We start from the raw sequence: 24,081 nt of genomic DNA, 5'->3' as shown, positions 1-24,081 counted from the left end.
GGAAAATACTAATAATTAGTTTATTAAAACGAAACGAATTTAATTTTTTTTAAGACACGACAATCACCATATTTCTATATACTATAAATCATACTATTAATAATCAAATTTCCTCTATATTGTATTGCAATTAGTATTATTATGATGCAAAAACATCTATCTACAGCGACAAAATCTGTAGTGTTAAAAATAAAAATCCAATCAGAGTATTCAGTATCAATTACGAAATTATATCGCCCAAAAGGCAATATTCTCATTGGCTTATACATAATAAAACACTTTCTCTATATCATATTTAACTATTTCATTATCAACTATTGCTGCAATTTATTTTTATCAATAAGTTTACTGCATGATGAGAAAAAACTATTACCGAAAATTAGCATTGATGGTCACATTGCTGACTGTTTTACTGGCATTTCAGAAATATACCAGCCGTAAAAAAGAACCGTTTCCTGAAGTCAGGTTCATTACAAATGCTGCAATGCCAGCAAACTTATCAGATTTTGATCCTAATACGCTGGACAAAGACCAGTGGCAGAAACTTGGATTTTCAGAGAAACAAACTGCCACCATTCTCAAGTATAAAGATATTGTAGGAGGAAAATTTACTTCAAAAGAGCAGTTGAAAAAATGCTACGCTATTTCTGAAGAGAAATTCAGTGAACTGGCCTCTTTCATTTTGCTTCCTGAGATAGGTGAAAAAGGAAATTCAAAAGGATTCACTAATTCATATGGAAAGAAAGGAATTATGATTTCAGGAAAATTCAATCCTGATCAGTTTTCTGCCAATGACTGGCTTAAGATCGGTTTCAGTGAAAAGCAGGCCGAGGCTATTATAAAGTATAGAAATTATCTCGGGGGAAGTTTTATCAGTAAAGAAAAGTTTAAAGAATGCTTCATCATCTCTCCGGAAAACTACAGCAAACTTGCTCCTTATCTTTTACTTCCGGAAAAAACTCCGGAAAACATCAGGAATTTCGGAAAGACCAATACTGTAAAATCCAAGATTCAATATCATCCGTTTGATCCTAATCAGCTGGACTTAGAGGGTTGGAAAGCATTTGGATTTTCCGAAAAACAAGCCATCACTATCATCAGTTATAGGGACAGAAATTTACGGGGAAGTTTTAAAAGCTTAGATGATCTGCAAAAATGTTTTGTGATTTCTGCAGAGAAATTTCACGAAATGAAACCTTATATCAGGTTACAGGAAAAGCAACAGGAAAAAACAGACTTTTCAAAAACAGACCTTAATACCATTACCTTCAAACAGCTTATTGAGTTCGGACTGGATGAAAGAAGTGCCGGTTCAATCATTGGTTTCAGAAAAAAACTGGGAGGTTTTATGAATAAGCAGCAAATTCTAAGCACTTACAACATAGATCAGGATCTTGTTCAGAAACTGATTTCAATTGCACCATTGAACACTTCAGGGTGTTCCTCGGTATTCATTAGTAGAAGCACCTGAGGAATGGCTTAAAAATCATCCTTATTTCAAATACTCGGCAGACAAAATCATATTCTACCGCATCAGTAATCCTGATGATAAAAAAATATGGAAACTTTTAAAGCTCAAACCTGAATATGAAGAAAGAATGAAGTTATACGTAAAATAATATAAAGCCTAAAATTAGATTACACTCTTCCAAATCATATTCTGGAAGAGTGATGTGCTGTAAATAATATCCTGCATTTTAGTGATGCATATAATTGCTTGGCCCGTTAGTTCCTTCGATGGACTCTGGTAGTATTCCATATTTATCCCGTAAATCTACTGTGCCTAGTTTTTTTCCCGTATTAATGTCAATTATACTAATGGTACCGGAATTTAGATTGGGTAGATCCAATAAATTATTCTGTACTGCCACAACGTCTTTTCCAGATTTGGTTTTAAAGAAAGCCATATGATGTGCACCCTTATCTGCATCAAGAGTCTTCAAAAGCTTTAGTTGGGGAAGATTATTAATATCAAAGACAAGTACTTTTCCAGGTTCAGCAAAACTGACATACAATTTGTTGGAATCATCAATATACATTTCAAGTGCCCAGCCTAAACCTTTTGTACTTCCGTCAAAGATCTTAGTAAAAGCATCATATTTTTTGGTTGTAGTATTATAGGGAGCAATCCAGATATCTCCGCCAAGCATTGTTGTAGCAAGTGCATATTGTGGAAACTTTCCGCGTAGTAACAATACTTCTACAGGAGCAGATAAATCCGTTGGAGAGTCTGCTACCTGATAAGTTTCTTTTATTTCGTAAGTGTTCAGGTCTAATAAGGTGCATGTATTCCCCATTCCGGTAGTGAGATCCGGGTGAATAGTGGATGACACCATCATTAATCCTTTTTCCTCATTAATTGAAATACCATGCGGATACATGATAAATTTGTTGGGATTGGCTTGAATCGGAGCTTTAATCGTTTTGATAAGCTGATTATTAGCCGCGTTAAAAACACCTATGCTGCCGTCTTTTGGACCTCCTGCTCCACCCATAAAGGTCATAAAATATCTGCCATCATTCGTAAAGAATAAATTTTCACCAACGGTATTTTCCCCGGTATCAATAGGCGTTGCATTGATTAATATGGGCTGTCCGTTTTTATCTTTTCCTGCTTTCACTTCATAAAGGTAGCTGCCTCCCAGAGCGGTTGTGAACATTTTATTGGCATTTTGATTGTAATAAATATGGTGAGGCAATACACCGACACCTAATTCAAGTTTGCTGCTGATATTTCCAAAATTGGGAGCTTCAGGATCAAGTTCAATAACGGCGATTCCGTCTGGAAATCCTTTTAAACTTCTGTAATCAATGTAAAACGAAGAATCATGCGGGTGATCCGGATAATGATTATCATTTTGACAACTCATTACTATTACCAAAGTAATAAATACTAGAACTGAATTAAATTTTAATTTCATGATTTTCAGGTTATTATTGTTGGTATTATAAATATAAAACATTTTCAATGAAAAATAAAATATATTACACCAATATGTGAAAAACAATATAGCAATAGCAGGTAATGCTTCCATGAGTTACTATCAGGAAGCATGAAATTAAAATCGTTAAAGTATTTTAGGTATTTCTAATCAATTGTTTTACTGGAATCTGCCAGCAAGGAGTTGAGTGTATTAAGTTCCTCATCCGTCATATCTCTCCATTTCCCAATTGGCAGATCAAGTTTGATATTCATGATACGGATTCGTTTCAGTTTTTTCACTTCATATCCGAGATATTCACACATTCTACGGATCTGTCTGTTGAGTCCCTGAGTAAGGATAATTCTGAAATTCATTTCATCAATCTTCTCTACCTCACATTTTTTAGTCACCGTATCAAGGATTGGAACACCGTTTCTCATTTTTTCCAGAAACCTTGGAGTGATAGGCTTGTCTACGCGAACAAGATATTCTTTTTCGTGATTATTGCGCGCTCTCAGAATTTTATTGACAATATCACCATCACTTGTTAAGAGAATAAGTCCTTCACTTGGTTTATCCAATCTTCCGATAGGAAAAATTCTTTTGGGATGGTTGATATAATCTACGATATTATTTTTTTCACGTTTTGTATCTGTAGTACAAACGATTCCCACCGGTTTATTAAAAACAATATACACCGGCTTTTCCTGTGGTTCTCTGATCGGTTTTCCGTCTACTTCTACCAGATCTTCATCAGAAACTTTGGTTCCTAACTCAGGAATTTTCCCGTTTATCTTGATTCTACCTTCTTCCAAAAGTTTATCTGCTGCTCTTCTTGAACAGTATCCCACTTCTGATAAATATTTATTGATACGCGTTTTTTCCATTAGTCTTTTCCGTAACCGGGATAGTTTTTATTTTTATAGGCCTTCAAATCTGTACTCGTTATTCAAAAACTGATCTGTAGCATCTTCAATAGCATAGTCTCCGATTTTAGTACGTCTTAATTGGGTCAGATAAGCTCCTACTCCCAACTCCTGTCCGATATCATGGGCAAGACTTCTGATGTATGTTCCTTTTGAACAGCCTACCATGAAACTCACCAAAGGAAAATCAATTTTAATATCTTTAATGTAATGGATCGTTGTTTTTCTTGCTTTCATTTCCACTTCTTCACCAGCTCTGGCAAGGTTGTAAGCTCTTTCGCCATCAATTTTAATCGCTGAATAAACAGGTGGCTTCTGTTCAATTTCTCCAACAAATTTTTCCAGAACTTCTATTACCTGTTCTTCAGTAATATGGGAAATTTCCTGTTGAAGAATTTCAGGTTTTTCGGTATCGTAGGATTCCGTCTGTACACCAATCTTGATCTCTGTCCAATATTCTTTGGGAGCATCTTGGATTTCAGGAATTTTCTTTGTGAATTTTCCACAACAAACAATAAGAAGCCCCGTTGCTCTGGGATCTAAAGTTCCGGCGTGTCCGATTTTAAATTTTTTAGGAAGGTCAAACTCCCTTTTAAGTTTATATTTCATTTTATTGACAGCCTGGAAGGAAGTCCAGTCCAAAGGCTTATCCAATAAAAAAATGTATCCTGATTTCAGTTCTTCAGCAGTCATGAATGGGTATAAAAGATTTCCTATTTAAAGAAATAAAAATAAATCAACAGGGCAACTCCAACAAAAATACGGTACCAGCCCCAAGGTTTAAATCCATACTTATTAAGCACTCCAATGAATGCTTTGATTGCAATAAGTGCTACAATAAATGCTACAACATTTCCTACGATGAAGATCATAATGTGATCCTGTGAAGCCATAATCATTTCATATCCTTTCTGCGGATTGGGGGTTTCTTTTCCCCAGGTTTTTACGAAAACGGAATACACCGTTACTGCAAGCATGGTAGGAACTGCAAGGAAGAAAGAGAACTCTGCTGCTGCTTTTCTGGTAAGACCTTGTGCCATTCCCCCAATAATAGAGGCTGCACTACGGCTTGTCCCCGGCATCATCGCTAGACACTGCCAGAAACCGATGGTAACAGCATTTCTTATGGTAATTCCTTTTTCATCATCAATCTTAGGGTTCTTGAACCATTTATCGGCAAACAGTAAAACAATACCACCTAAAACCAATACTGAAGAAATTGCAATCTGATTTCCAAGAACGGCTTCAATTTTATCATCGAATAAATATCCCAGCACCAAAGCCGGAACGACAGCAAATGCAAGTTTGAAATAAAACTGAATATTATTTAAGTCAAAAAACTTTTTCCAGTAGGCTACTACCACAGATAAAATAGCTCCAAACTGAATAGACACCTGAAACATTTTTAAAAATTCTGTTTCCTCCAGCCCCATAAGATTTGCAGTAAATCCCATGTGTGCGGTAGAAGAAATCGGAAGATATTCTGTTAATCCTTCTACAATGGCAATAATAATTGCTTTAATTAAATCCATATTCCTTTAAAAAATTAAAAGATTAAGAGATCCGGAAACTCAGAATGCATAATTCTCAATTTCTTAATCTCTTAATCTCAAAATATAAAAATTTATTTATTTTCTTTTTAAGATCGCGTACACTTCTATCACAAATCCTATCACAACAAATAGTGGTGCTATTCTGATTCTTCTGATAGAAAAGATATCGTCATTCCATGAATTAGGATCAAATTTCCCATCTACAGTATTGGCATCGTGTCCCATCATCAGTAGAAATCCTACTACAATAAATGCTAATCCGATCAGCATCCATTTGAAATTCTGCTGTCCGAAATAGAAAGCGTTTTCCTGTGGTACTTCAGCTTCATGTCCAAAGTCTGAAGCGGAAAATTTATTTGTTTTTTTGCTCATTATTAAGAGTAATATAAATCGTCAACGTTTGATTTTAAGAATCTCCATGTAGCGAAAATCGTACTTAAGACAGAAATAAAAATTCCAACACCAAGTACCAGGATAACCAACCAGAAATACTGGTTATTGTCCTGTACGAAAGCTGAACCAATCTGGCTAGTGAAATAATACCACACTCCACCTAACGCAATAAGACCTATTAAAGAACCGATAGCTCCTAAAATAATGGCTTCTACGATAAAAGGTTTAAGGATAAATCTTCTCTTCGCTCCTACAAGCTGCATAGTTTTAATAATAAATCTCTTCGAGAATATTTTCAGACGGATAGAGTTGTTGATCAATACAACCGCCAATATCAGGAACAGAACTGAAAATCCTAAGATCCATTTCAGAATTCTGCTCAGGTTATTGTAGACGTCCACCATTAAAGTACTGTCATTTTTAACATCGATAATTCCGGGAACGGACTTGATCTCTTTAATTGCTTCATCAATCTTTGCAGGATCCACGAATTCCGGTTTTAAAGCCACTTCAATAGAGGAAGGGAAGATATTTTCTTCGAACAATGCATCACTGTCGATTCCCATAGTCTTTTTGGCTTCTTTAGCCGCCATATCCCTTGAAATATAAGTCGCTTTTTTTACAGGAGCTAATAACTGTACCTTTTTAAAAGTTTCTTCCTCAAGTTTTGCAATTTTTACAGAATCTTTAGCATCATAGTTTTCATCAAAGTAGGCGTTCACCACCAACTGTTCTTTGATATAGTCAGAATACTTCTGGGCATTAATCAGAATAAGCCCCATTAATCCTAACAAAAATAACACTAAGGCAATACTTATCACTACTGTAATATTGCTGGACCGAAGCCTTTTCTTATTAAATTCATCTACAGATTTAGCCATTAATATTAAAATTTTTGGCTAAAATAGAAAAAATCTTCCGAAATTTGGGACGAAATAAAGAAAATCACTGTTAATAAAATCATAAAAAACTTTGAGTGTAAAAGCAAAAAAACATCTTGGACAGCACTTCCTGACAGATGAAAATATCGCAAGAAAAATCGTAGAAGGTCTTAGTTTTGAGAACTATAATAACATTATGGAAGTAGGTCCCGGAATGGGCGTTCTTACCAAATATCTTCTTGAAAAGGATCAGAAGATTTATCTTGCTGAAATAGACACAGAGTCTATCGAATATCTGAAAAACAACTATACAAAGGTAACTGAAGAAACTTTTGTAGGCGATTTCCTGAAGCAGGATTTCAGTTTTATCAAAGACGATCAGATTGCTATCATTGGTAATTTCCCTTATAACATCTCGTCACAGATTTTGTTTCAGATTGTAGATCATTATCAATTGATCCCGGAAATGGTAGGAATGTTCCAGAAAGAGGTTGCTGAAAGAACGGCTGCTGTTCCCAGAACTAAAGATTACGGTATTCTTTCTGTTCTGATACAGGCTTATTATGATGTATCTTACATGTTTACGGTACATGAGAATGTCTTCAACCCTCCGCCAAAAGTAAAATCAGGAGTGATCAGGCTTACAAGAAATCCAAAGGAAGGGCTTGCAGGCAATGAAGTTCTGTTTAAACAGATTGTAAAAACAGGCTTCAATCAAAGAAGAAAAAAGCTGTCTAATGCTTTAAAATCACTTAATATTCCTGAAGCCTTAAAAGGACATGAATTTTTAGATAAGAGAGCGGAAGAACTCAGTGTAGCAGATTTTATACACTTCGCGAATCTTTGGAAAGAAAATCAATAAAAACAATCACTATAAAGCTCCTTTACCGGGAGCTTTTTTTCTTGAAGAAATTACGACAACCTTATTCGTTAAAAGTAGAAAGCCTTTCAAATAAATCTGAAAGGCTTTCTTTTATATCACATTATCAATTTTAGTTTCTGTTCTTCAGCATGATCCATCCAGACCAGTTCATCTGAGCTTTTGATTTTGGATACTCAAAGTTGAACTTATACCAGTATGTAGCTGTAGGAAGTCTCTTACCTCCTACTGTTCCGTCCCAGATAGGATTTTCTTTCGAGAATCTGAACATTTCCACTCCATATCTGTCATATATAGAACCGGTAAAGTTTTTAAAGTCTCCAAGAGCTTTAAGATCCAGTACATCATTGATTCCGTCTTCGTTCGGAGTAATGATATTGTTGATCTGTAATGTAAAGAATTCAAGAGATCCCACACAATGTGTTCCTACTCTTCTTACTAGAACAGTATAGTTGGTATTATCCAAAAGATTCGTAAATACATTGGAAGCCTGCCATGTAATACCACCGTCAAGAGAATATTCCAAAGTACTTGGGGTATTGTTCATTGGCGGGTTTTCGGCTGTAATCGTTACTGACTTTTTGATACTTTCATAATTTAAAGCGGTAACAAAAGGAGTTGCAGCGCCCATTACTTTAGCTTCAAAAACTTTCTTACAGATACCGTTATCAATTTCCACTGAGTAGATGCCCCATTGGTTGACATTAATTTTCTGCGTTGTAGCACCTGTGCTCCAAAGATATTTATAACCATCACCAGCTCCTGCATCAAGCGTTACGGTATCACCTATACACATTTCAACATCTTTTAATGGAGAAGTGATTTCCGGTGTTACTTCAATTCTAATCGTTGCAGGATTAAGAGATTTACATCCTTTTGCACCCAGTGCGTATACTGTAAATGTTGTAGTCTGATATAGTGTAACGGTCTGCATATTCCCTGTTCCCATGAAATTGCTCCAAAGATAAGTATCCCCTCCTTCAGCAGTAAGCGTTACAGATTCCCCCGGACATATTTTTATTCTGGAAGCTTTCAATTTAGCAGTTGGTGTTGCTTCTTTCTGCAATGTCAATTCTACAATTTTACTACAGAATCCTCCATTGGAAACAAGCACATACAGAATCTGCCCATCATTACCATTATAATTTAAAGGAGTCTGAATATAGCTGTTATTCTGTGCAATGGCATCCGCCTGATTTTCATAGAATTTAAAGATAGCTCCAGGCGTTGGGCTGATGGTAGGCATAATTGTACTTAAATCAAAAGTAGTAATATCCGGTGTAGTACAAAGCAGCAATGTTGCATCCTGAGCCTGAGGTGTTGTGCCTCCGTGAATCTGGATGGAAGCTTTACCCGGACATGGGTTACCGGGAACACTTACTTCAATGGTATAGGTACCAGGCTGTATTGCAGTAATTGTATTTGTTGTTGCATTAGGTATTGGAGTACCGTTAAAAAACCACTGATAAACAAGGTTAGGATCATTTACAGACGCTGTAATTACCTGAGGTACATTATCACATACATTGATATCTGAAGGTAATTTTGTTCCTGCAGGGTCTAAAAGGTCTACCCCGATATTGAAAGATCCTCCTTCAAGAAATACTGCAGAGTCATAACTGTGGTCACTATAATCGGCAATTACCATTTTGAAGTGGTATTGCTGTCCTGCTACTACAGTTGCTGTAGCAGTCAATGGAATCGTTCTCCCATTAAAATTTGTTTCAACATTCCCGGTGTTATATCCTGCAAAATATTGTTCGTTTACGGCACCGCAACTACCTGCAATTGCAGGGTGAATATTGGTAATACTTACAGGTCCTGCTCCTCCCGGAAGTACAGCCATATTTACATAAGGCCCACCTGAAGTAGGTCTCAATAAGATGGCAAATGCATCTGCAAAGGTACAAGGGAACGAGCCTGTATATTCTTCTGAGGCAATCAGATAATTAAACTTAATCTGAGAGGTTGTTGGAACGAAGTCAAACTCCAAAAGTACAGCATCATTCAATCTGCTTTCCACTACTCCAATCACCTGCGCAAGGTCAGCATCTGATCCTCCACCGTTGACGTCACTAAGGCCACCTTCAAAGGTATTACCAGCTCTTCTTGCATACCCTGTAGAAAGAATAAGCCCGTCTTTAAAGGGAAAGTTGGTTGCAGCCTTATGAAAATATCCCCATGCTCTGTCTGCATCACTTGGAGCGTGGTTAGGCGTAATCTTCACATTGGACACATTGGGAGTAAGACAGGTATTCGTCCCGGATGAGATCAATACATCTTTAACCATCTTTTCAATTGTGTAAGCGGTTTCAGGATACTGCGGAGCATTCACATCAATAAAAGCACCAGCTCTTGCGGACAGATTTGAAGGTGTTTCTTTTGCATGTTTTCGTGGCGGCAGATTTTGTGAAAATAAAAAAGTCGAGATGACTAAAAAAAATAAACAAAGCGGTAGATATCTTCTCATAATATTTTTGTTTCAACAAATTTAATTTTTTTTTAAATATCTCACATACATATTTATATTTTTTACCATAAAAAAACAAAATAAGAACGTCTTAAAGCAAATTTTCATTAATCTATTGATATTCTAAGCAACCCTAAATAGTGTGGTAGCATTGTATTATAATTTATTTTACCATAGTGCATGCATATTTTAAATAATTCACAAAACACCATAGTGTTTATTATTAAAAACAACAAAATCTTTCATTACTGAAAGATTTTGTTGTTAATTTTTTATTCTGATAAATATTTAGTTTCTGTTCTTTAAAAGAATCCAACCGGAGCGCTGTTCCATTTTTTTGCTTGCAGGATTTTCCCACTGTACCCTGTACCAATAAGTAGCAGTAGGAAGATTAATTCCTTTTAAAGATCCTGTCCATATAACATTACCCTTACTGGCTTTGAATACTTCGGCTCCGTATCTGTCGAAAATAGAGGCTGCGAAATCTTTGTATCCGCTTATTCCGGTGAAGTCAATTGTATCATTTACTCCATCCATATTAGGCGTAATGGCATTACTGATAATGAATGTAAAGTAATCCAGTGAAGTACCACATTTGGCACCTTTCACTCTTACCATTACAGAATACATCGTGTTATTCAAAACACCTGTAAACACATTGGATGCCTGCCATGTTAACCCTCCGTCTATAGAATATTCTAAAGTTCCACCTGTAGGATTACTTGCAGTAAGCGTAAGAATATGGTTGTCATAAACAATATTGGTAAACTGTGGTAGATCCGGATTGATCAGTTGTGCAGAGAAAGTTTTAGAACAGACTCCATTACTGATTATTACAGAATATGTTCCGGGAATATTAGTGGTTATGGTTTGAGTGGTTGCTCCTGTACTCCATACATAAGTATAGTTCGGTCCTGCCCCGGCATCCAGAGTTCCTTTATCTCCGGCACAGACAAATACATCTTTTAATGTAGAAACAATTGCCGGAACTACTTCAATGGTAACCTTAGCCGGATTCACAGAGCTACATCCGTTTCCTCCTAATGCATATACGGAATACTCTGTGGTTACTGTAGGAGTAACAACCTGTGTGTTTCCGTTTCCTGTAAGACCTACCCAGTTATAAGTAATTCCTCCGGTCGCAGTTAATGTCACAGATTCACCTTCACAAATTTTTAATTTAGATGCGGTAAGGCCTGCTATTGGCGGACCAACCTGAACTGTAACAGTTGCCGGTGTTGCAGAAATACATCCGTTTGCTCCGACAGCAAATACTGTATACACAGTAGTTGTAGTAGGTGAAACAACCTGAGTATTTCCATTTCCTGTAAGACCATTGCCCCAGTTATAGGTTACCCCTCCGGAAGCAGTTAATGTTACTGATTCTCCTATACAAATACGCGGTTGTGATGAAACTAATGCAGCAACCGGTTGTACTTTATCTTCCTGAACTGTTACTGTTGCAGTAAATGTACAATTTAGGTTTCCTGGTTGTGATACATTAGTAACTGTTAAAGTATATGTTCCGCCAGCACTTACAACAGGGGTAAGTGTATTACCTCCTGAGACAATAGTTCCTCCTGCCGTTGTCCATGCAATGGTAGACCCTGCAGGTACAACAGATGTTGAAGCATTGATCGTAATCTGTGGAGTTGTACATGTAATTGTCTGTGGTGCTGCTATGGTAAGAGTCGTTTGAGCCGTACTTAATAATTGAAGAGATACTACATAGCTGCAGCCTCCATTACTTACTAATACATAAATAGTCTGACTTCCTCCCGGAGGTGTATACGTTGTAGGCGTTACAATAAAGTTTCCGTTAGCCGCGTTGGCATCAGCCTGACTGATATAGTAAGTAAAAGTTACTCCTGCAGTAGTTGTGATCTGAGGCTGAGCTTCAGTAAGATTATAAGTTAATCCTGGCTGATAACACTTATGAAGTATTGCATTTTGTGCTGTAAAAGGTTCCGAAACTTCTATTGTTATCGTTGCAGGGTTTTGAGAGATACAACCATTGGCGCCCACTGCTGTTACCGTGTAAGTAGTGGTGACAGTAGGTGAAACAACTTGTGTACTTCCGTTTCCTGTAAGACCATTACCCCAGTTATAGGTAGCCCCGCCTGAAGCGGTAAGTGTTGTAGAATTTCCTTTACAGATTTTTATTTTGCTGGCTGTAAGGCCGGTAACTGGCGGAGCGCTGTTTCCTGTTACGGTGACAGTTCCTACCGCTGTACAGCTGATATTTCCAGGCTGATAAACTTTTGTTATTGTTAAAGTATAGGTTCCGGCAGCATTAATCACAGGATTTAAAGTAGTACCTCCTGAAACAATATTTCCTCCTGTAGTAGTCCAGTTGAAAGTAGCTCCTGCCGGATAAACGGAGGCTGATGCATCCAATGTAGTCTGAGAGTTGTTACAGGTAAGCACTGCCGGAGGGGCAATGGTAGGTACCATCTGTGGAGCTTTTACCAGTTGGAGTTGTGCTACTTTTGCACAGAAACCATTGGCTACTCTTACATACACCGTTCCACCCGCACTCTGATGAGCTGTTGGATTAGGAATTGTATTGGCATTTCCTGCATTGGCATCTGCCAAAGTAGTATAATATGAAAACACGGCTCCCGGAGTAGTACTTATGGAAGCTTGTGCAGATGTTAAATTAAACGTTGCATTTCCGGCAGTATAACAGGCTGTCAGTGTAGCATTCTGGACTGTAGGAGATGTTCCGCCTACCACAGTGATAGTAGCCTCTCCCGGACAGGTATTTCCCTGGATGAAAACCTTAACGGTGTATACCCCTGGTGCTGTTGCCGTGTAACTTACATTGGTAGCTCCTGCAATCGGAGTGGTCCCCTGATACCACTGATACGTTATATTAGGCCCCTGTACAGAAGCTGTAAAAGTCTGTGGTGTATTATCACACATATTAACAGAGTCAGGAAGCTGCACGCCTGCCGGATCCAGAATTTTCACTCCGATATCAAATGATCCTGCTTCAAGAAATACGGCTGAATCAAAGTTCGGATCCTGATAATCTGCAAGTACAATTTTAAAATGATAGGTTTCTCCAGGAATTACAGTTGCTTTTGCTGTAAGCGGAATGGTGCGTCCATTAAAATTGGTTTCGATCTGAGCGGTATTGGTACCTCCGTAATAAGCTTCATTTTTAGGTCCGCAGTTTTGATATTGAGGGTGGATATTGGTTACACTTACAGGCCCTGCTCCTCCCGGAAGCACTGCAAGATTGGTATACGTAGGATCAGATGCTTTTTTTAACAGTAAGGCAAAACCGTCTGTAATAGTACATGGAAAGTTTTGCTGATATTCTTTAGAAGCAAACAAATATCTGAAAGTAATTTCAGTAGAAGCAGCGACAAAGTCGAATTCTATAGAAGTAGCGTTGGTTAGGTTATTATTACCGATTGATAAGGCATTCGCCAGATCTACATCTCCTCCTGTTCCCAGATCATCACTTAAAGTTCCCTGAAAAGTATTCCCGGCTTTATTGGCATAACCTGTTGAAAGTATAATTCCCTTACTGAAAGGAAAATTAGTATTTGATTTATTAAAATATCCCCAGCTTCGGTTCTGATTGGTAGCAGACACGTTGGGAGAAACGGTTACATTGCTTACCGTTGAACTCGTACAAGTGCTACCTCCTGATATAAGAACATCATTGATCAGCTGAGTTATAGGATAGCCGGATTCCGGGTAGCTTGGTGCATTTACATCTATAAAAACACCTGCCCTTAAAGAAGCAGCTTTAGGTTTTGCAGCAATTTCTACCCTTCCTTTATTTTGAGCCAAAACAAAGTTTCCCATGAAAGCTAAAAATAACGCTAAAAATAAATTTCCTCTCCTCCTATTTAACATTTTATATTATTTTGAACAAAAATACTATTTTTTTTGATTGAAATTCAAGTTAACACAATTTACATTATTACTAACGCAAATTTATTTATATTAGAATATCAACTCTGTTTATTTTAAAATAATAAAAAAAGACTGACAAAATAGTCAGTCTTTCAGTTATAGTTTAAATTATTCTATATTTTTAAGTAATATCCATCCTGTTTTTACAGTAAGTTCTTTACTTGCAGGATCTTCGAAGGTTACCTGATACCAATAGGTAGAAGTAGGAAGCTTTTTGCCCTGGAAATATCCGTCCCAATATGGATTGATCTTCGCTGCTTTGAACACTTCTCTTCCGTAACGGTCGAAAACCTGTCCGCTGAAATCTTTATAGTTAACCACCCCGCTGAAATCAATGGTATCATTAATATTATCACCGTTTGGAGTAATTACATTTTTCATCACGAATGTAAAGAATTCAAGGAAACCTACACAGCTGGTAAATTTGACCCTAACTCTGATCGAAATGATTTTATTTTTAGGTACATTATTAAACACATTGGAAGACTGCCATGTAACTCCGTTATCTACTGAATATTCCAGGATACCATTACTTGGATTGCTTGCTGTAATGATCATTGTTCCACTCTCATTATAATCCACTTTTATCACTTCAGGGATTACAGCTTTAATAACTTCGGTTTTGAATTCTTTTGAACAAACTCCGTTACTGATCGTTACCGAATAGACTCCCGGAGTAGCTACTGTAATACTCTGACTGGTTTCACCAGAACTCCACTGATACGTATATCCGGGGCCTGAACCTGCATCCAGAATGATTTTATCACCCTGACAGATATGTCCTCCTTTTAAGTTGGAAACGATAGCCGGAACTACTTCAATGGTAATACGTGCCGGCTGAAGAGATTTACATCCCTGTGCTCCAATAGCATATACCGTGTATGTAGTTGTCTGAGTCGGGCTTACCGTTCTGATTCCTCCGGTAGTGGCCGCTGAATCACTCCATTCATACGTTACACCGCCGGTAGCTGTTAACACTACGGATTCACCGGCACAGATTTTCAATCTCGGTGCTGTAACCAGCGCTGTTGGTGTTTCTTCTTTTCTTAATGTTAAGGTCGCAATTTTACTACAGAAAGCGCCATTGGAAACCAATACATATAATATCTGACCATCTGTTCCGGGATAGTTGGTAAGATTGGTGATATAACTGTTATTTTGAGCCTGTGCATCGGCCTGATTCGCATAAAAACGGAATACTGCTCCTTGTGTTGTACTGATCAGAGGTTTTGCTGTTTCCAGATTAAAACTGGTAATGGCCGGTGTCGTACAGAGTTTAAGTTCAGCATTCTGCACGGTAGGACTCGTTCCTCCAATAATGGTAATAGAGGCTTCACTTGGACACTGATTCCCCGGAACCATCACTTTTACAGTATAAACTCCTGCCTGGGTAGCTACATAAACAGCGCTGGTTGCTCCTGGAATAGCCACTCCATCTTTATACCACTGATAAGTCATTCCCGGAATTGCTGCGACCTGTGCCTTTAACTGCTTTGGTGTATTATCACACATGTTGATAGTACCTGGTAACACAACTCCTGTTTCGTCTACAATTTTAATTCCTACGTCGAAAGATCCTCCTTCTAAGAAAACTGCAGAGTCATGAGACGGGTCTTTGGCATCTGCCAATACCATTTTGAAATGATACGTTTGTCCTGGGATTACATCTGCTACAGCTGTTAAAGGAGTTGTTCTTCCAAAATAATTGATTACTAAATGCGGATTTGCCAGTGCTCCAAAAAAAGCTGCATTGATTGGCCCACAGCTGAATCCATTTCCTGCAGGAACAATATTGGTTGCACTTACAGGTCCGGCACCTCCCGGCAATACTGCCAGGTTAGTATAGGTAGGATCTCCAACTTTCTTTAATAAAAGAGCAAAGGCATCAGAATACCCCAGACAAGGATAATCCGAAGTATATTCATCAGAAACGAATATGTAATTAAATTTCACCTGGTTTGAATTTGGAACGAAATCAAACTCAAGGGCTACCGCATCGGTTAAGCTTACATTGGCTCCGGTAGCGGCTACAAGATCAGCATCACTTCCTGTTCCTACTGATTGTCCTACAGCTGATACATAGTTATTACCAGCTTCTGAAGCGTATCCTGTAGTAAGGACAATCCCATCCGTAAAAGGAAAATTGGTTGTTCCTTTATGAAAATAACCCCAGAATCTGTTGCTGTTTGTTACATCATGATTAGGAGATACCGTAACGTTGGTGACATTGGCTGTTGTACAGTTGGTACCTCCATTGATCAAAATATTCTTTACCAATTGCTCGGGAGTATAATTTGAAGGGGTGTAAGGTGGTACATTCACATCTATAAATGCTCCAGCCCTAAGCGCCGCAGCAGAAGGTTTTATTCTTTCTGATTTTCTGACAGGCCTCGTTTGAGAAAATGCAGAAACGGAAATCAATAAAAAAGAAAAAAGGAAAAAATAGTTTTTTAGTCTATAGATTAACATTTTGTTTTCATTTGTTCAAATGTAGCAAAAATAATTATACTAAATCAGCCTTTAACATTACTATTTTATAATCTGACAGGTAGATTCACAACATTTTTTTCTTATTATTACATTTTCCGCAAATCATTTTGAACAGAAATTAACCCATAAAAAAACAGACCAACGTATTGATCTGTTTAAACTTTAACTGCCATTATTCCGGTTCTTTATCATCTTTTTTCAACTGGTCTATTTCATTCTGCAACTGAGAGATAATATCTTTTAAGGCTTTTATTTCGTTTTTGTTCGAGCTTACATTGCTTTTGAGTATTACATTTTTTGCTCTTTCATTATGATCTTCTTCATCTTCGTCTTCGTTGATTTCCTCAATATCTTCCTGGATATCTTCTATATCTTCGTTGATCTCTTCAATGTCTTCGCTGATTTCTTCAAGATCTTCCTGAATATCTTCGATATCTTCACTGATCTCCTCAATATCCTCCTGAATATCTTCAATTTTCTCGTGGCTTTTATTCACAGACATCTGAATGAAGATCGCAAGATAAATAGCTTCCAGAGAAAGTACCGTAGTCAGAATAAGAAGCATTTTATCAAAATCAACGATATCCAGCATCGGAAGTAAAAACGAAGTAACGAACAGCAATGTATGGACAATCAGGGACTGAATAGATCCTATCCATGAGGTAATGCTGTCGGCTATCTTCTCAAGAACTTCTGTTTTTTCATTATATTTTTTCATCCTTTATATTTTTACAACAGTTCCTTTGTCACTCCTAATCCAAACAATGCAAAGTCATATTTTGCAGGGTCTTTTTCATCAAATTTTCTGATGGCGATATCCAGTTCCTCTACCGTTTTCCAGTCATTCTGTGTTCGCGAAACCAACCCTAATTTTCTGGAGATATTTCCGGTATGCACATCCAGAGGAATGGAAAGATATTTCTGATCTATATTTTCCCATATTCCAAAATCTACTCCCCGTTTATCTTTACGCACCATCCATCTTAAAAACATAATAATTCTTTTAGCAGAAGAATTTTTATAAGGTGAACTGATATGTTTATGACTTCTGTGTTTTTCCGTTTCCAGGAAATCACTTCTGAATCTTTCTATGGCGTGGAGAAAATTATTCTCAGATTGTTTCACTTTAAATAAACTTTCCAGACTTTCATTTTCTTTATAAATTCTGTTAAACTGTCTGATAAAATAAGAAAAATCCTGCCCATTAAACGTTCTGTGAATACTTTTATCCTGAAGCATTTCCAGATCTTTTTCACCATAATTCATTACAAAATCATAGGGAGAATTGCCCATAATATCAAGCATTTTATCTGCAGAATTAATGATCGACTTTCTGTTTCCCCAGGAAATTGTGGCGGCCAGAAATCCAGCAATCTCAATATCCTGTTTTAAGGAAAAACGATGTGGAATCTGTATCGGGTCATTTTCAATAAAATCAGGAGCGTTATACTGATCTGCTTTTTCGTTGAGAAAATCTCTGAGTTCTTCAAATTTCAACATATTCATTCTAAATCTTTACACTCTCCAATGCTTTTGGTAAAAATGTGTTGGGAAATATTTCTCTCGCTTCATCCGTAAATACTGTCAGATCTCCATATCTATTGGAAAAATGACCTAAAATCAACTTTCCAACCTGAGCTTTCTGAGCAATGGTAGCAGCTTCCAAAGCCGTAGTGTGACCGGTATAATCTGCCATTTCTTTCAGATCATGCAGGAATGTGGATTCATGATAAAGAACCGTTACATTTTTAATAATAGGAATCACACTTTCCAGATAACGGGTATCACTGCAAAACGCATATGATACCGACGGAGCCGGGTCAACAGTCAGAATTTCATTTTTAAGAACATAGCCATCGCTTAATACAAAGTCCTTCCCTGCTTTGATATTGTGATAATCACAGGTTTCAATTTCACTGTACTTCGCAATCTCTTTCATATTAAGATGCCTGTCTTTTGGTTTTTCTTTAAAAAGATACCCATTACAGTAAATCCTGTGATCCAACGGAATAGTATATACTTCTATTCTGTTGTCTTCATATATTTTTTCAGAATAATCTTTATCCAGTTCATGATAAACCACTTCAAAACCACGATGGGTTTCTGTAATCTGAAAAATGGTTTCCATCATCTTCTTAATTCCTTTAGGACCATACACATGCAAAGGCATATCTCTTCCTAAAAGTCTGAAAGAAGCTATAAGTCCCGGAAGCCCGAAACAATGGTCTCCATGAAGATGGGAGATAAAAATATGATTGATTTTTGAAAATCGTGCTTTTGCCTTTCTCAACTGTACCTGAGTGCCTTCTCCACAATCGATCAGGAAGAGTCTTTCTTCCATTTCCAGCAGCTGTGCTGTGGGTGATGTGTTGATGGTCGGAATCGCAGAGTTAAAGCCTAATATTGTTAAATAAGTACTCAAATCAATAATTTATGATAACAAATGTACAACAGAAAATATAAATAGGGATTTCACCCTGATATTAAAATTTAATCAGTTACTTTTAAAAAATCCATAAATAGGTCTAATGCCTGTTTACGGTGACTGATTTTATTTTTGTCTTCGGGATCCATTTCAGCAAAAGTTCTTTCATAACCTTCAGGAACAAAAATCGGATCATAACCGAAGCCTTTGAAACCTTTATTTTCTGTCAGTAAATTTCCGTGAACTCTGCCTTCAAAATATTGAGCGCCATTTTCATCATAGTAACACAGAACCGTCACAAAATAAGCTTTTCTGTTTTCAATGCCCTGCATTTCTTCCAATACCTTTTCGATATTTTTTGCAAAATCATGATCTCCGGCATAACGGGCAGAAAAAATCCCGGGTCTTCCGTCCAAAGCTTCTACTACCAAGCCGCTATCATCTCCCAGACTTGGAATTCCGGTCTTTTCAAAGCAATATTTCGCTTTGATCAGGGCATTAGCATGAAAAGAATCGCCATCTTCCACAATTTCTTCGTGAATATTATAATCGGTAAGGCTTTTCACCACGCAATCACTTCCAAGGATCTGTTGAATTTCTTCTTTTTTGTGTTCGTTGTGTGTAGCTACTAATAATTCCATTTCTATATTCATTTTCAATTTTACTTTTTTAATCAGATTACTTACATCTCAGCATAATGCACTTTATACTTTTTCATAAAGAGATAATAGAACAGAGAGAAAAGTACAATTCCAACAGCTAATACAAGCCATTCCGAAACATGAAGCACTTTTGCAAAACTCTCATCTTTACCATACAGAACCAATAACGACAGTGTTAAATTATTAAATGCATGCAGCAATATCGGCATCAGTAAAGATTTTGTTTTATGATAGACCAATCCCAGTACACAGCCCAACATTACAGCGCTGATAAACTGCCATGGATTTCCGTGAACTACTCCAAAAATAATGGAAGCATACAGAATCGCTTTCCAGGGTTCTACTCCCTTATTAATCAATCCTTTCTGAATAATTCCCCTGAATATAATTTCCTCAAAAATCGGAGCCATGATTACGGTCATGATAATCATGACAACAGGATTATCTGTCAATTGGCTCATCAGCTGGGTAAAATATTCATAAAAATCGCCGAAAAAAGGCCCTGTAGTTGGGATCTGAGCGGCTACAAATTCGGAAATAAACATCATTCCCGCCATCATTGGAAATATGAGGAGATAGGTTGAAAAATTAACTGATGATAAGTTAAAGTTAAGTCTCTTTTGCGTAGTACGTCTTACAATGAAAAAGTCAAAAAAGGCAATGGCAGTAAGGAATCCTACAGAATTCGCCACCATCAGAAACCAGTCTTTCAATTCAATATTTTCCCTGAAAACCACTTTCCAAAAAGTACTGAATAAAGAAACAGCCATTGTTCCCACGAATAATCCAACTACCAAGACAACACCGCCCAACCAAGTAAACGTAAACTTCGGATATTTGCTATTTTCCATCCTTTCTCTGTAAAAGTTTATGAGAAACAAAGATAATTTTTTTGACTGCTACAGGCAACTAAAAAAGGATTTTCTTATTTTCGTTCCTTTATCCATGAACATCACAAAATGAATACAGAATCTCCTTTTCAAAGAATTGAGTCTACAACCAACAGATTAATGACTGTTGTTCTGAATGGGCTTTTCTTTGTAATCTTTATTCCTTTCGCTTTGATTTTCGTTGCAGGTCCTGCTTACGGAATTTATAAAAGAGGATTTGAAGCTATGCTGTACCCTGCTCTGATCGGCTGGGGGCTTTCATTTCTGATTCTGATTCCTGTTATCCGCTATTTTATGATCAAACGGAAAAAGCCAGCCCAAAAAATTGTAGTTGACGAAACCGGACTTTTATTTTATAATTCAGGAAATGAAATTGTGGATCAGATCCTCTATACAGATCTCCGGCCTTCAAGACAGAATTTTGATATTTATACAGTCAATCCGGTAGGATCAGGTATTGCTCCTTTACTGGAAATAACAATCTTATCAGAGAAAAAGGAAGAAACTACCAGACGTATTGATATGAATCTTCCTTTGAAGGTGGTAAGAAATAAATCGACTTTGTATGCCCATTTCCTGCAGGGTATTGTTACTTTCCGCCCTGATTTAACGATAGATCCTTTTGTTTTCCGGAGCTATTCTATTGATACGGAAACATGGAAAGTGAACAGCAAAGGGATTTCTCCGGGAGGCTGGCTTTTATTTCTCGCTACCCTTGTTATTACTGCGCTTATATGCGGTTTTGTTTTTTTATTATCTGAAACCAAAAATTAAAATGACAGAAAAATTCCAGGCCATAGAATCCAAAATCAATAAACCTGTTACCTATTTTTTAATGGGGATTATCTGGATCGCTATCATTCTGATTATTGTGGTAATCGGGGTCATTTTCGGTCATATTTACAATCATTTCAGACAATATTTGGAAAATGATCCCGGGATTTTTTTCACATTAATTATTGCCTTGCTTCTTCTTATATTTTGTGCTATCGCTTTGATAATGGCTTTAACGTACAGAAAAAAACAAAGAATCCGAAAAGCAGTTGTGGATGAAAAAGGAGTTACTTTCTATAACAATCAGAATACAATCATTGACACCCTATTATATGAGGAACTTCAGTCTACTCAAAGTTCTTCTGACGATGTATTTGTCCTCAACACTCAGACCGTAAAGTACGGCAAAACGACATTGCAAATTTACCAGAAAGACAGAACAGGTAAAATTATACAAGCCCCTGTAGATCTTAATTTGCAACTGGTTATTGTAAGTAACCAATATGAGCTGTACCGTCATTTTCTTAAAGGCATTCAGCATTTTCGTCCCGATCTGAAAATAAGTCTGCAGACTATTGAGCAGTACAATCTTAGTTCAGAACCGCAAAAAACCGAATTTGGGATATTTGAATATGTCATGTCTGCTATTTTTATCCTTGCTGCAGCAGGTTTGATTTACGTTTTTACTTTAGTCATAAAGATTTTGATTTAGAGTGAGAAATTCATCCTTAATCCATGTACTTTTCCATGTATAGTATACTTCAGATTCTGTAACTTTTAAGAAGAAAAAATGAGTCATTATAAATGGAAAACCACTGTTTCTAAAACTCTTTTATTCACCTACTCTACAACCTGATAAGCATTGTTGTCATTTAAATTTGAAAACCTCGTAAAAAATCACGATTTTTGCAACTTCAAAATACGATATGTCAGACTTAATCAAAGAAATACAAAAAAGAAAGACCTTCGGGATCATTTCCCACCCGGATGCCGGAAAAACAACTCTTACAGAAAAGTTACTTCTTTTCGGGGGAGCAATTCAGGAAGCGGGTGCGGTAAAATCCAACAAAATAAAAAAAGGAGCTACCTCCGACTTTATGGAAATTGAAAGACAGAGAGGAATATCTGTAGCAACTTCCGTATTGGCTTTTGAATACAGAGACCACAAAATCAATATTCTCGATACTCCTGGTCACAAGGACTTTGCGGAAGATACCTACAGAACATTAACTGCTGTAGACTCCGTAATTGTGGTGATTGACGTTGCAAAAGGGGTTGAGGAACAAACTGAAAAACTGGTTCAGGTTTGTAGAATGAGAAATATCCCGATGTTGGTATTCATCAATAAACTGGACCGTGAAGGTAAAGATGCCTTCGATCTTTTGGATGAAGTAGAACAAAAATTAGGATTAACGGTTTGTCCTCTTTCTTTACCAATTGGTATGGGAAGTGATTTCCAGGGAATTTATAATATCTGGGAAGACAATATTCAGTTATTCTTAGAAGAGAAAAAGCAGAAAGTTGGAGATTCTATTAAGTTTGATGATATCAATGACACTTCTATTGATGATGTTATTGGTGAAAAAGCGGCAAAAACTTTAAGAGAAGAGCTGGACCTGATCCAGTCTGTTTATCCTGAGTTTAACCGTGAAGATTATATGAAAGGAGATCTTCAGCCGGTATTTTTCGGATCAGCTTTAAATAACTTTGGGGTACGTGAATTATTGGATGCTTTTATTGATATTGCTCCAATGCCACAGCCCAAAGAAAGTGACACGCGTCTGGTAAAACCTGAAGAAAGCTCTTTCACAGGATTTGTTTTCAAAATCCATGCGAATATGGATCCTAAGCACAGAGACAGGCTTGCTTTCGTAAAGATTGTTTCAGGAACCTTCAAGAGAAACGAAAATTACTTATTGGTAAGAGAAGGCAAAAAAATGAAATTCTCCTCTCCTAACGCGTTCTTTGCAGATAAAAAAGAAGTGGTGGAAGAAAGTTTCCCTGGTGACATCGTAGGTTTACATGATACCGGAAGTTTCAGAATCGGAGATACATTGACTGGTGGAGAAAAACTAAGTTTCAAAGGTATTCCTAGCTTCTCTCCTGAACATTTCCGTTATATCAATAACAATGATCCGTTAAAAGCTAAGCAATTGGCGAAAGGTATTGATCAGCTGATGGACGAGGGAGTTGCACAGCTGTTTACGCTTGAAATGAATGGAAGAAAGATTATCGGAACGGTAGGTGCCCTTCAGTATGAAGTTATCCAATATCGTTTAGAACATGAATATGGTGCAAAATGTACTTATGAACCGCTATCTATGCACAAAGCTTGCTGGGTAGAAGCTGATGAGAAGTCTGAAGAATTCAAAGAATTTGCAAGATTAAAGCAGAGATTCCTGGCGAGAGATAAATACAATCAACTGGTATTCCTTGCAGACTCTTCTTTCACGATTCATATGACGCAGGAGAAATTCCCGAATGTGAAATTACACTTCATCAGTGAGTTCAGAGAAAATTAAAAAGTAAACAGACAAAATCGCTAAAAGTCGAAATTGTTTATCCTATAGATCCGCAGAAGTTTTCTGCGGATTTTTTTTTTGTATAGTATGAAACCACCCCGTTAAAACTCTTTTGAATTTTCGCCACCCCTCCAGAGGATGGGAATTTTTAGATTTCCAAACTACTATTGAGTAAAAAGACAAAGCTTTAGAATAATTTCAATACCTCAAATTCAGAAAAACGCTTTGTAAATCTTTTGTAAAACAAATACAAAACACTGAAAATATAACAGTTACTATTTTACCAGCACAATACATTCTATTTACAATCTTTACAAGAACTTCCCTTCTAATTTTACTTCATCAAAAAAATTAATGT

At 37.0% G+C, this 24,081-nt stretch carries 19 protein-coding genes; 5 read left to right on the top strand and 14 right to left on the bottom strand.

The window, feature by feature from the left end:
* The first annotated feature begins 352 nt into the window (after window positions 1–352).
* On the top strand, window positions 353–1,471 hold the full coding sequence (locus tag FB551_RS01615) for a helix-hairpin-helix domain-containing protein (RefSeq protein ID WP_226798595.1): 1,119 nt from the start codon (window positions 353–355) through the stop codon (window positions 1,469–1,471).
* 226 nt (window positions 1,472–1,697) lie between these two features.
* Here the strand turns inward: FB551_RS01615 and FB551_RS01610 are convergent, their stop codons facing one another.
* From FB551_RS01610 to FB551_RS01585, 6 genes are all read right to left on the bottom strand, one after another.
* The gene (locus FB551_RS01610) at window positions 1,698–2,921 is read right to left on the bottom strand and encodes a YncE family protein (protein ID WP_142014360.1); all 1,224 of its coding nucleotides are present in this window, start codon (window positions 2,919–2,921) and stop codon (window positions 1,698–1,700) included.
* A 167-nt stretch (window positions 2,922–3,088) separates the two neighbouring features.
* On the bottom strand, window positions 3,089–3,811 hold the full coding sequence (rluF, locus tag FB551_RS01605; RefSeq protein ID WP_142014358.1) for a 23S rRNA pseudouridine(2604) synthase RluF: 723 nt from the start codon (window positions 3,809–3,811) through the stop codon (window positions 3,089–3,091).
* Window positions 3,812–3,844: 33 nt separating this feature from the next.
* Complete coding sequence (truB, locus tag FB551_RS01600; RefSeq protein ID WP_129037073.1) at window positions 3,845–4,543, bottom strand: tRNA pseudouridine(55) synthase TruB; 699 nt, start codon at window positions 4,541–4,543, stop codon at window positions 3,845–3,847.
* 20 nt (window positions 4,544–4,563) lie between these two features.
* Window positions 4,564–5,382 carry an undecaprenyl-diphosphate phosphatase gene (locus FB551_RS01595; protein ID WP_142014355.1) on the bottom strand — a complete coding sequence of 273 codons (819 nt, stop codon included), beginning with the start codon at window positions 5,380–5,382 and terminating at the stop codon, window positions 4,564–4,566.
* Between the two features lie 96 nt (window positions 5,383–5,478).
* Window positions 5,479–5,775, bottom strand: a complete 297-nt coding sequence (locus FB551_RS01590; protein ID WP_047432399.1) for a DUF3098 domain-containing protein — start codon at window positions 5,773–5,775, stop codon at window positions 5,479–5,481.
* Window positions 5,776–5,777: 2 nt separating this feature from the next.
* Complete coding sequence (locus FB551_RS01585) at window positions 5,778–6,677, bottom strand: cell division protein FtsX (RefSeq protein WP_142014352.1); 900 nt, start codon at window positions 6,675–6,677, stop codon at window positions 5,778–5,780.
* Between the two features lie 91 nt (window positions 6,678–6,768).
* Here FB551_RS01585 and rsmA point away from each other — a divergent pair, with 91 nt between their 5' ends.
* Entirely contained in the window at window positions 6,769–7,539 is a 771-nt protein-coding gene (gene rsmA / locus FB551_RS01580) for a 16S rRNA (adenine(1518)-N(6)/adenine(1519)-N(6))-dimethyltransferase RsmA (protein WP_142014350.1), read from the top strand.
* A 130-nt stretch (window positions 7,540–7,669) separates the two neighbouring features.
* On the opposite strand, the gene FB551_RS01575 is transcribed toward rsmA, so the two are convergent.
* The 8 genes from FB551_RS01575 to FB551_RS01540 all read right to left on the bottom strand — a co-directional run bounded on the left by FB551_RS01575 (window position 7,670) and on the right by FB551_RS01540 (window position 20,388).
* Complete coding sequence (locus tag FB551_RS01575) at window positions 7,670–10,027, bottom strand: choice-of-anchor L domain-containing protein (RefSeq protein ID WP_142014347.1); 2,358 nt, start codon at window positions 10,025–10,027, stop codon at window positions 7,670–7,672.
* Between the two features lie 288 nt (window positions 10,028–10,315).
* The gene (locus tag FB551_RS01570; protein ID WP_142014345.1) at window positions 10,316–13,900 is read right to left on the bottom strand and encodes a choice-of-anchor L domain-containing protein; all 3,585 of its coding nucleotides are present in this window, start codon (window positions 13,898–13,900) and stop codon (window positions 10,316–10,318) included.
* Window positions 13,901–14,068: 168 nt separating this feature from the next.
* Window positions 14,069–16,429, bottom strand: a complete 2,361-nt coding sequence (locus tag FB551_RS01565) for a T9SS C-terminal target domain-containing protein (RefSeq protein WP_047432407.1) — start codon at window positions 16,427–16,429, stop codon at window positions 14,069–14,071.
* Window positions 16,430–16,622: 193 nt separating this feature from the next.
* A complete protein-coding gene (locus FB551_RS01560; RefSeq protein ID WP_047432411.1) occupies window positions 16,623–17,168 on the bottom strand; it encodes a DUF1003 domain-containing protein in 546 nt (181 codons plus the stop codon).
* A gap of 11 nt (window positions 17,169–17,179) precedes the next feature.
* A complete protein-coding gene (locus FB551_RS01555; RefSeq protein ID WP_374709948.1) occupies window positions 17,180–17,950 on the bottom strand; it encodes a TIGR02757 family protein in 771 nt (256 codons plus the stop codon).
* Window positions 17,951–17,957: 7 nt separating this feature from the next.
* Window positions 17,958–18,872: a ribonuclease Z gene (locus tag FB551_RS01550; protein WP_047432413.1), complete on the bottom strand. Its 915-nt coding sequence runs from the start codon at window positions 18,870–18,872 to the stop codon at window positions 17,958–17,960.
* Window positions 18,873–18,940: 68 nt separating this feature from the next.
* On the bottom strand, window positions 18,941–19,516 hold the full coding sequence (rdgB, locus tag FB551_RS01545) for an RdgB/HAM1 family non-canonical purine NTP pyrophosphatase (RefSeq protein ID WP_374709945.1): 576 nt from the start codon (window positions 19,514–19,516) through the stop codon (window positions 18,941–18,943).
* Window positions 19,517–19,557: 41 nt separating this feature from the next.
* Window positions 19,558–20,388, bottom strand: a complete 831-nt coding sequence (locus FB551_RS01540; RefSeq protein ID WP_142014342.1) for a CPBP family intramembrane glutamic endopeptidase — start codon at window positions 20,386–20,388, stop codon at window positions 19,558–19,560.
* Between the two features lie 108 nt (window positions 20,389–20,496).
* Here FB551_RS01540 and FB551_RS01535 point away from each other — a divergent pair, with 108 nt between their 5' ends.
* From FB551_RS01535 to FB551_RS01525, 3 genes are all read left to right on the top strand, one after another.
* Window positions 20,497–21,201, top strand: coding sequence for a hypothetical protein (locus FB551_RS01535; RefSeq protein ID WP_142014339.1), 705 nt, complete (start codon window positions 20,497–20,499; stop codon window positions 21,199–21,201).
* 1 nt (window position 21,202) lies between these two features.
* On the top strand, window positions 21,203–21,913 hold the full coding sequence (locus FB551_RS01530; protein ID WP_142014336.1) for a hypothetical protein: 711 nt from the start codon (window positions 21,203–21,205) through the stop codon (window positions 21,911–21,913).
* A gap of 214 nt (window positions 21,914–22,127) precedes the next feature.
* Window positions 22,128–23,723 carry a peptide chain release factor 3 gene (locus tag FB551_RS01525; protein WP_142014333.1) on the top strand — a complete coding sequence of 532 codons (1,596 nt, stop codon included), beginning with the start codon at window positions 22,128–22,130 and terminating at the stop codon, window positions 23,721–23,723.
* Window positions 23,724–24,081 lie beyond the last annotated feature (358 nt).

Origin of the sequence: Chryseobacterium aquifrigidense (genome assembly GCF_006716485.1) — a bacterium.
In the GTDB taxonomy this organism is placed as follows: Bacteria; Bacteroidota; Bacteroidia; order Flavobacteriales; family Weeksellaceae; genus Chryseobacterium; species Chryseobacterium vietnamense.
Note: the sequence above shows the minus strand (reverse complement) of the source record. Positions and strands in the feature narration are given on the sequence as shown.

What these genes read in the sequence shown, in the direction of transcription:
- FB551_RS01615 (WP_226798595.1), top strand. Translation starts at nt 353, where the DNA reads ATGATGAGAAAAAACTATTACCGAAAATTAGCATTGATGGTCACATTG.
- FB551_RS01610 (WP_142014360.1), bottom strand. Translation starts at nt 2,921, where the DNA reads ATGAAATTAAAATTTAATTCAGTTCTAGTATTTATTACTTTGGTAATA.
- rluF (WP_142014358.1), bottom strand. Translation starts at nt 3,811, where the DNA reads ATGGAAAAAACGCGTATCAATAAATATTTATCAGAAGTGGGATACTGT.
- truB (WP_129037073.1), bottom strand. Translation starts at nt 4,543, where the DNA reads ATGACTGCTGAAGAACTGAAATCAGGATACATTTTTTTATTGGATAAG.
- FB551_RS01595 (WP_142014355.1), bottom strand. Translation starts at nt 5,382, where the DNA reads ATGGATTTAATTAAAGCAATTATTATTGCCATTGTAGAAGGATTAACA.
- FB551_RS01590 (WP_047432399.1), bottom strand. Translation starts at nt 5,775, where the DNA reads ATGAGCAAAAAAACAAATAAATTTTCCGCTTCAGACTTTGGACATGAA.
- FB551_RS01585 (WP_142014352.1), bottom strand. Translation starts at nt 6,677, where the DNA reads ATGGCTAAATCTGTAGATGAATTTAATAAGAAAAGGCTTCGGTCCAGC.
- FB551_RS01575 (WP_142014347.1), bottom strand. Translation starts at nt 10,027, where the DNA reads ATGAGAAGATATCTACCGCTTTGTTTATTTTTTTTAGTCATCTCGACT.
- FB551_RS01570 (WP_142014345.1), bottom strand. Translation starts at nt 13,900, where the DNA reads ATGTTAAATAGGAGGAGAGGAAATTTATTTTTAGCGTTATTTTTAGCT.
- FB551_RS01565 (WP_047432407.1), bottom strand. Translation starts at nt 16,429, where the DNA reads ATGTTAATCTATAGACTAAAAAACTATTTTTTCCTTTTTTCTTTTTTA.
- FB551_RS01560 (WP_047432411.1), bottom strand. Translation starts at nt 17,168, where the DNA reads ATGAAAAAATATAATGAAAAAACAGAAGTTCTTGAGAAGATAGCCGAC.
- FB551_RS01555 (WP_374709948.1), bottom strand. Translation starts at nt 17,950, where the DNA reads ATGTTGAAATTTGAAGAACTCAGAGATTTTCTCAACGAAAAAGCAGAT.
- rdgB (WP_374709945.1), bottom strand. Translation starts at nt 19,516, where the DNA reads ATGGAATTATTAGTAGCTACACACAACGAACACAAAAAAGAAGAAATT.
- FB551_RS01540 (WP_142014342.1), bottom strand. Translation starts at nt 20,388, where the DNA reads ATGGAAAATAGCAAATATCCGAAGTTTACGTTTACTTGGTTGGGCGGT.
- FB551_RS01535 (WP_142014339.1), top strand. Translation starts at nt 20,497, where the DNA reads ATGAATACAGAATCTCCTTTTCAAAGAATTGAGTCTACAACCAACAGA.
- FB551_RS01530 (WP_142014336.1), top strand. Translation starts at nt 21,203, where the DNA reads ATGACAGAAAAATTCCAGGCCATAGAATCCAAAATCAATAAACCTGTT.
- FB551_RS01525 (WP_142014333.1), top strand. Translation starts at nt 22,128, where the DNA reads ATGTCAGACTTAATCAAAGAAATACAAAAAAGAAAGACCTTCGGGATC.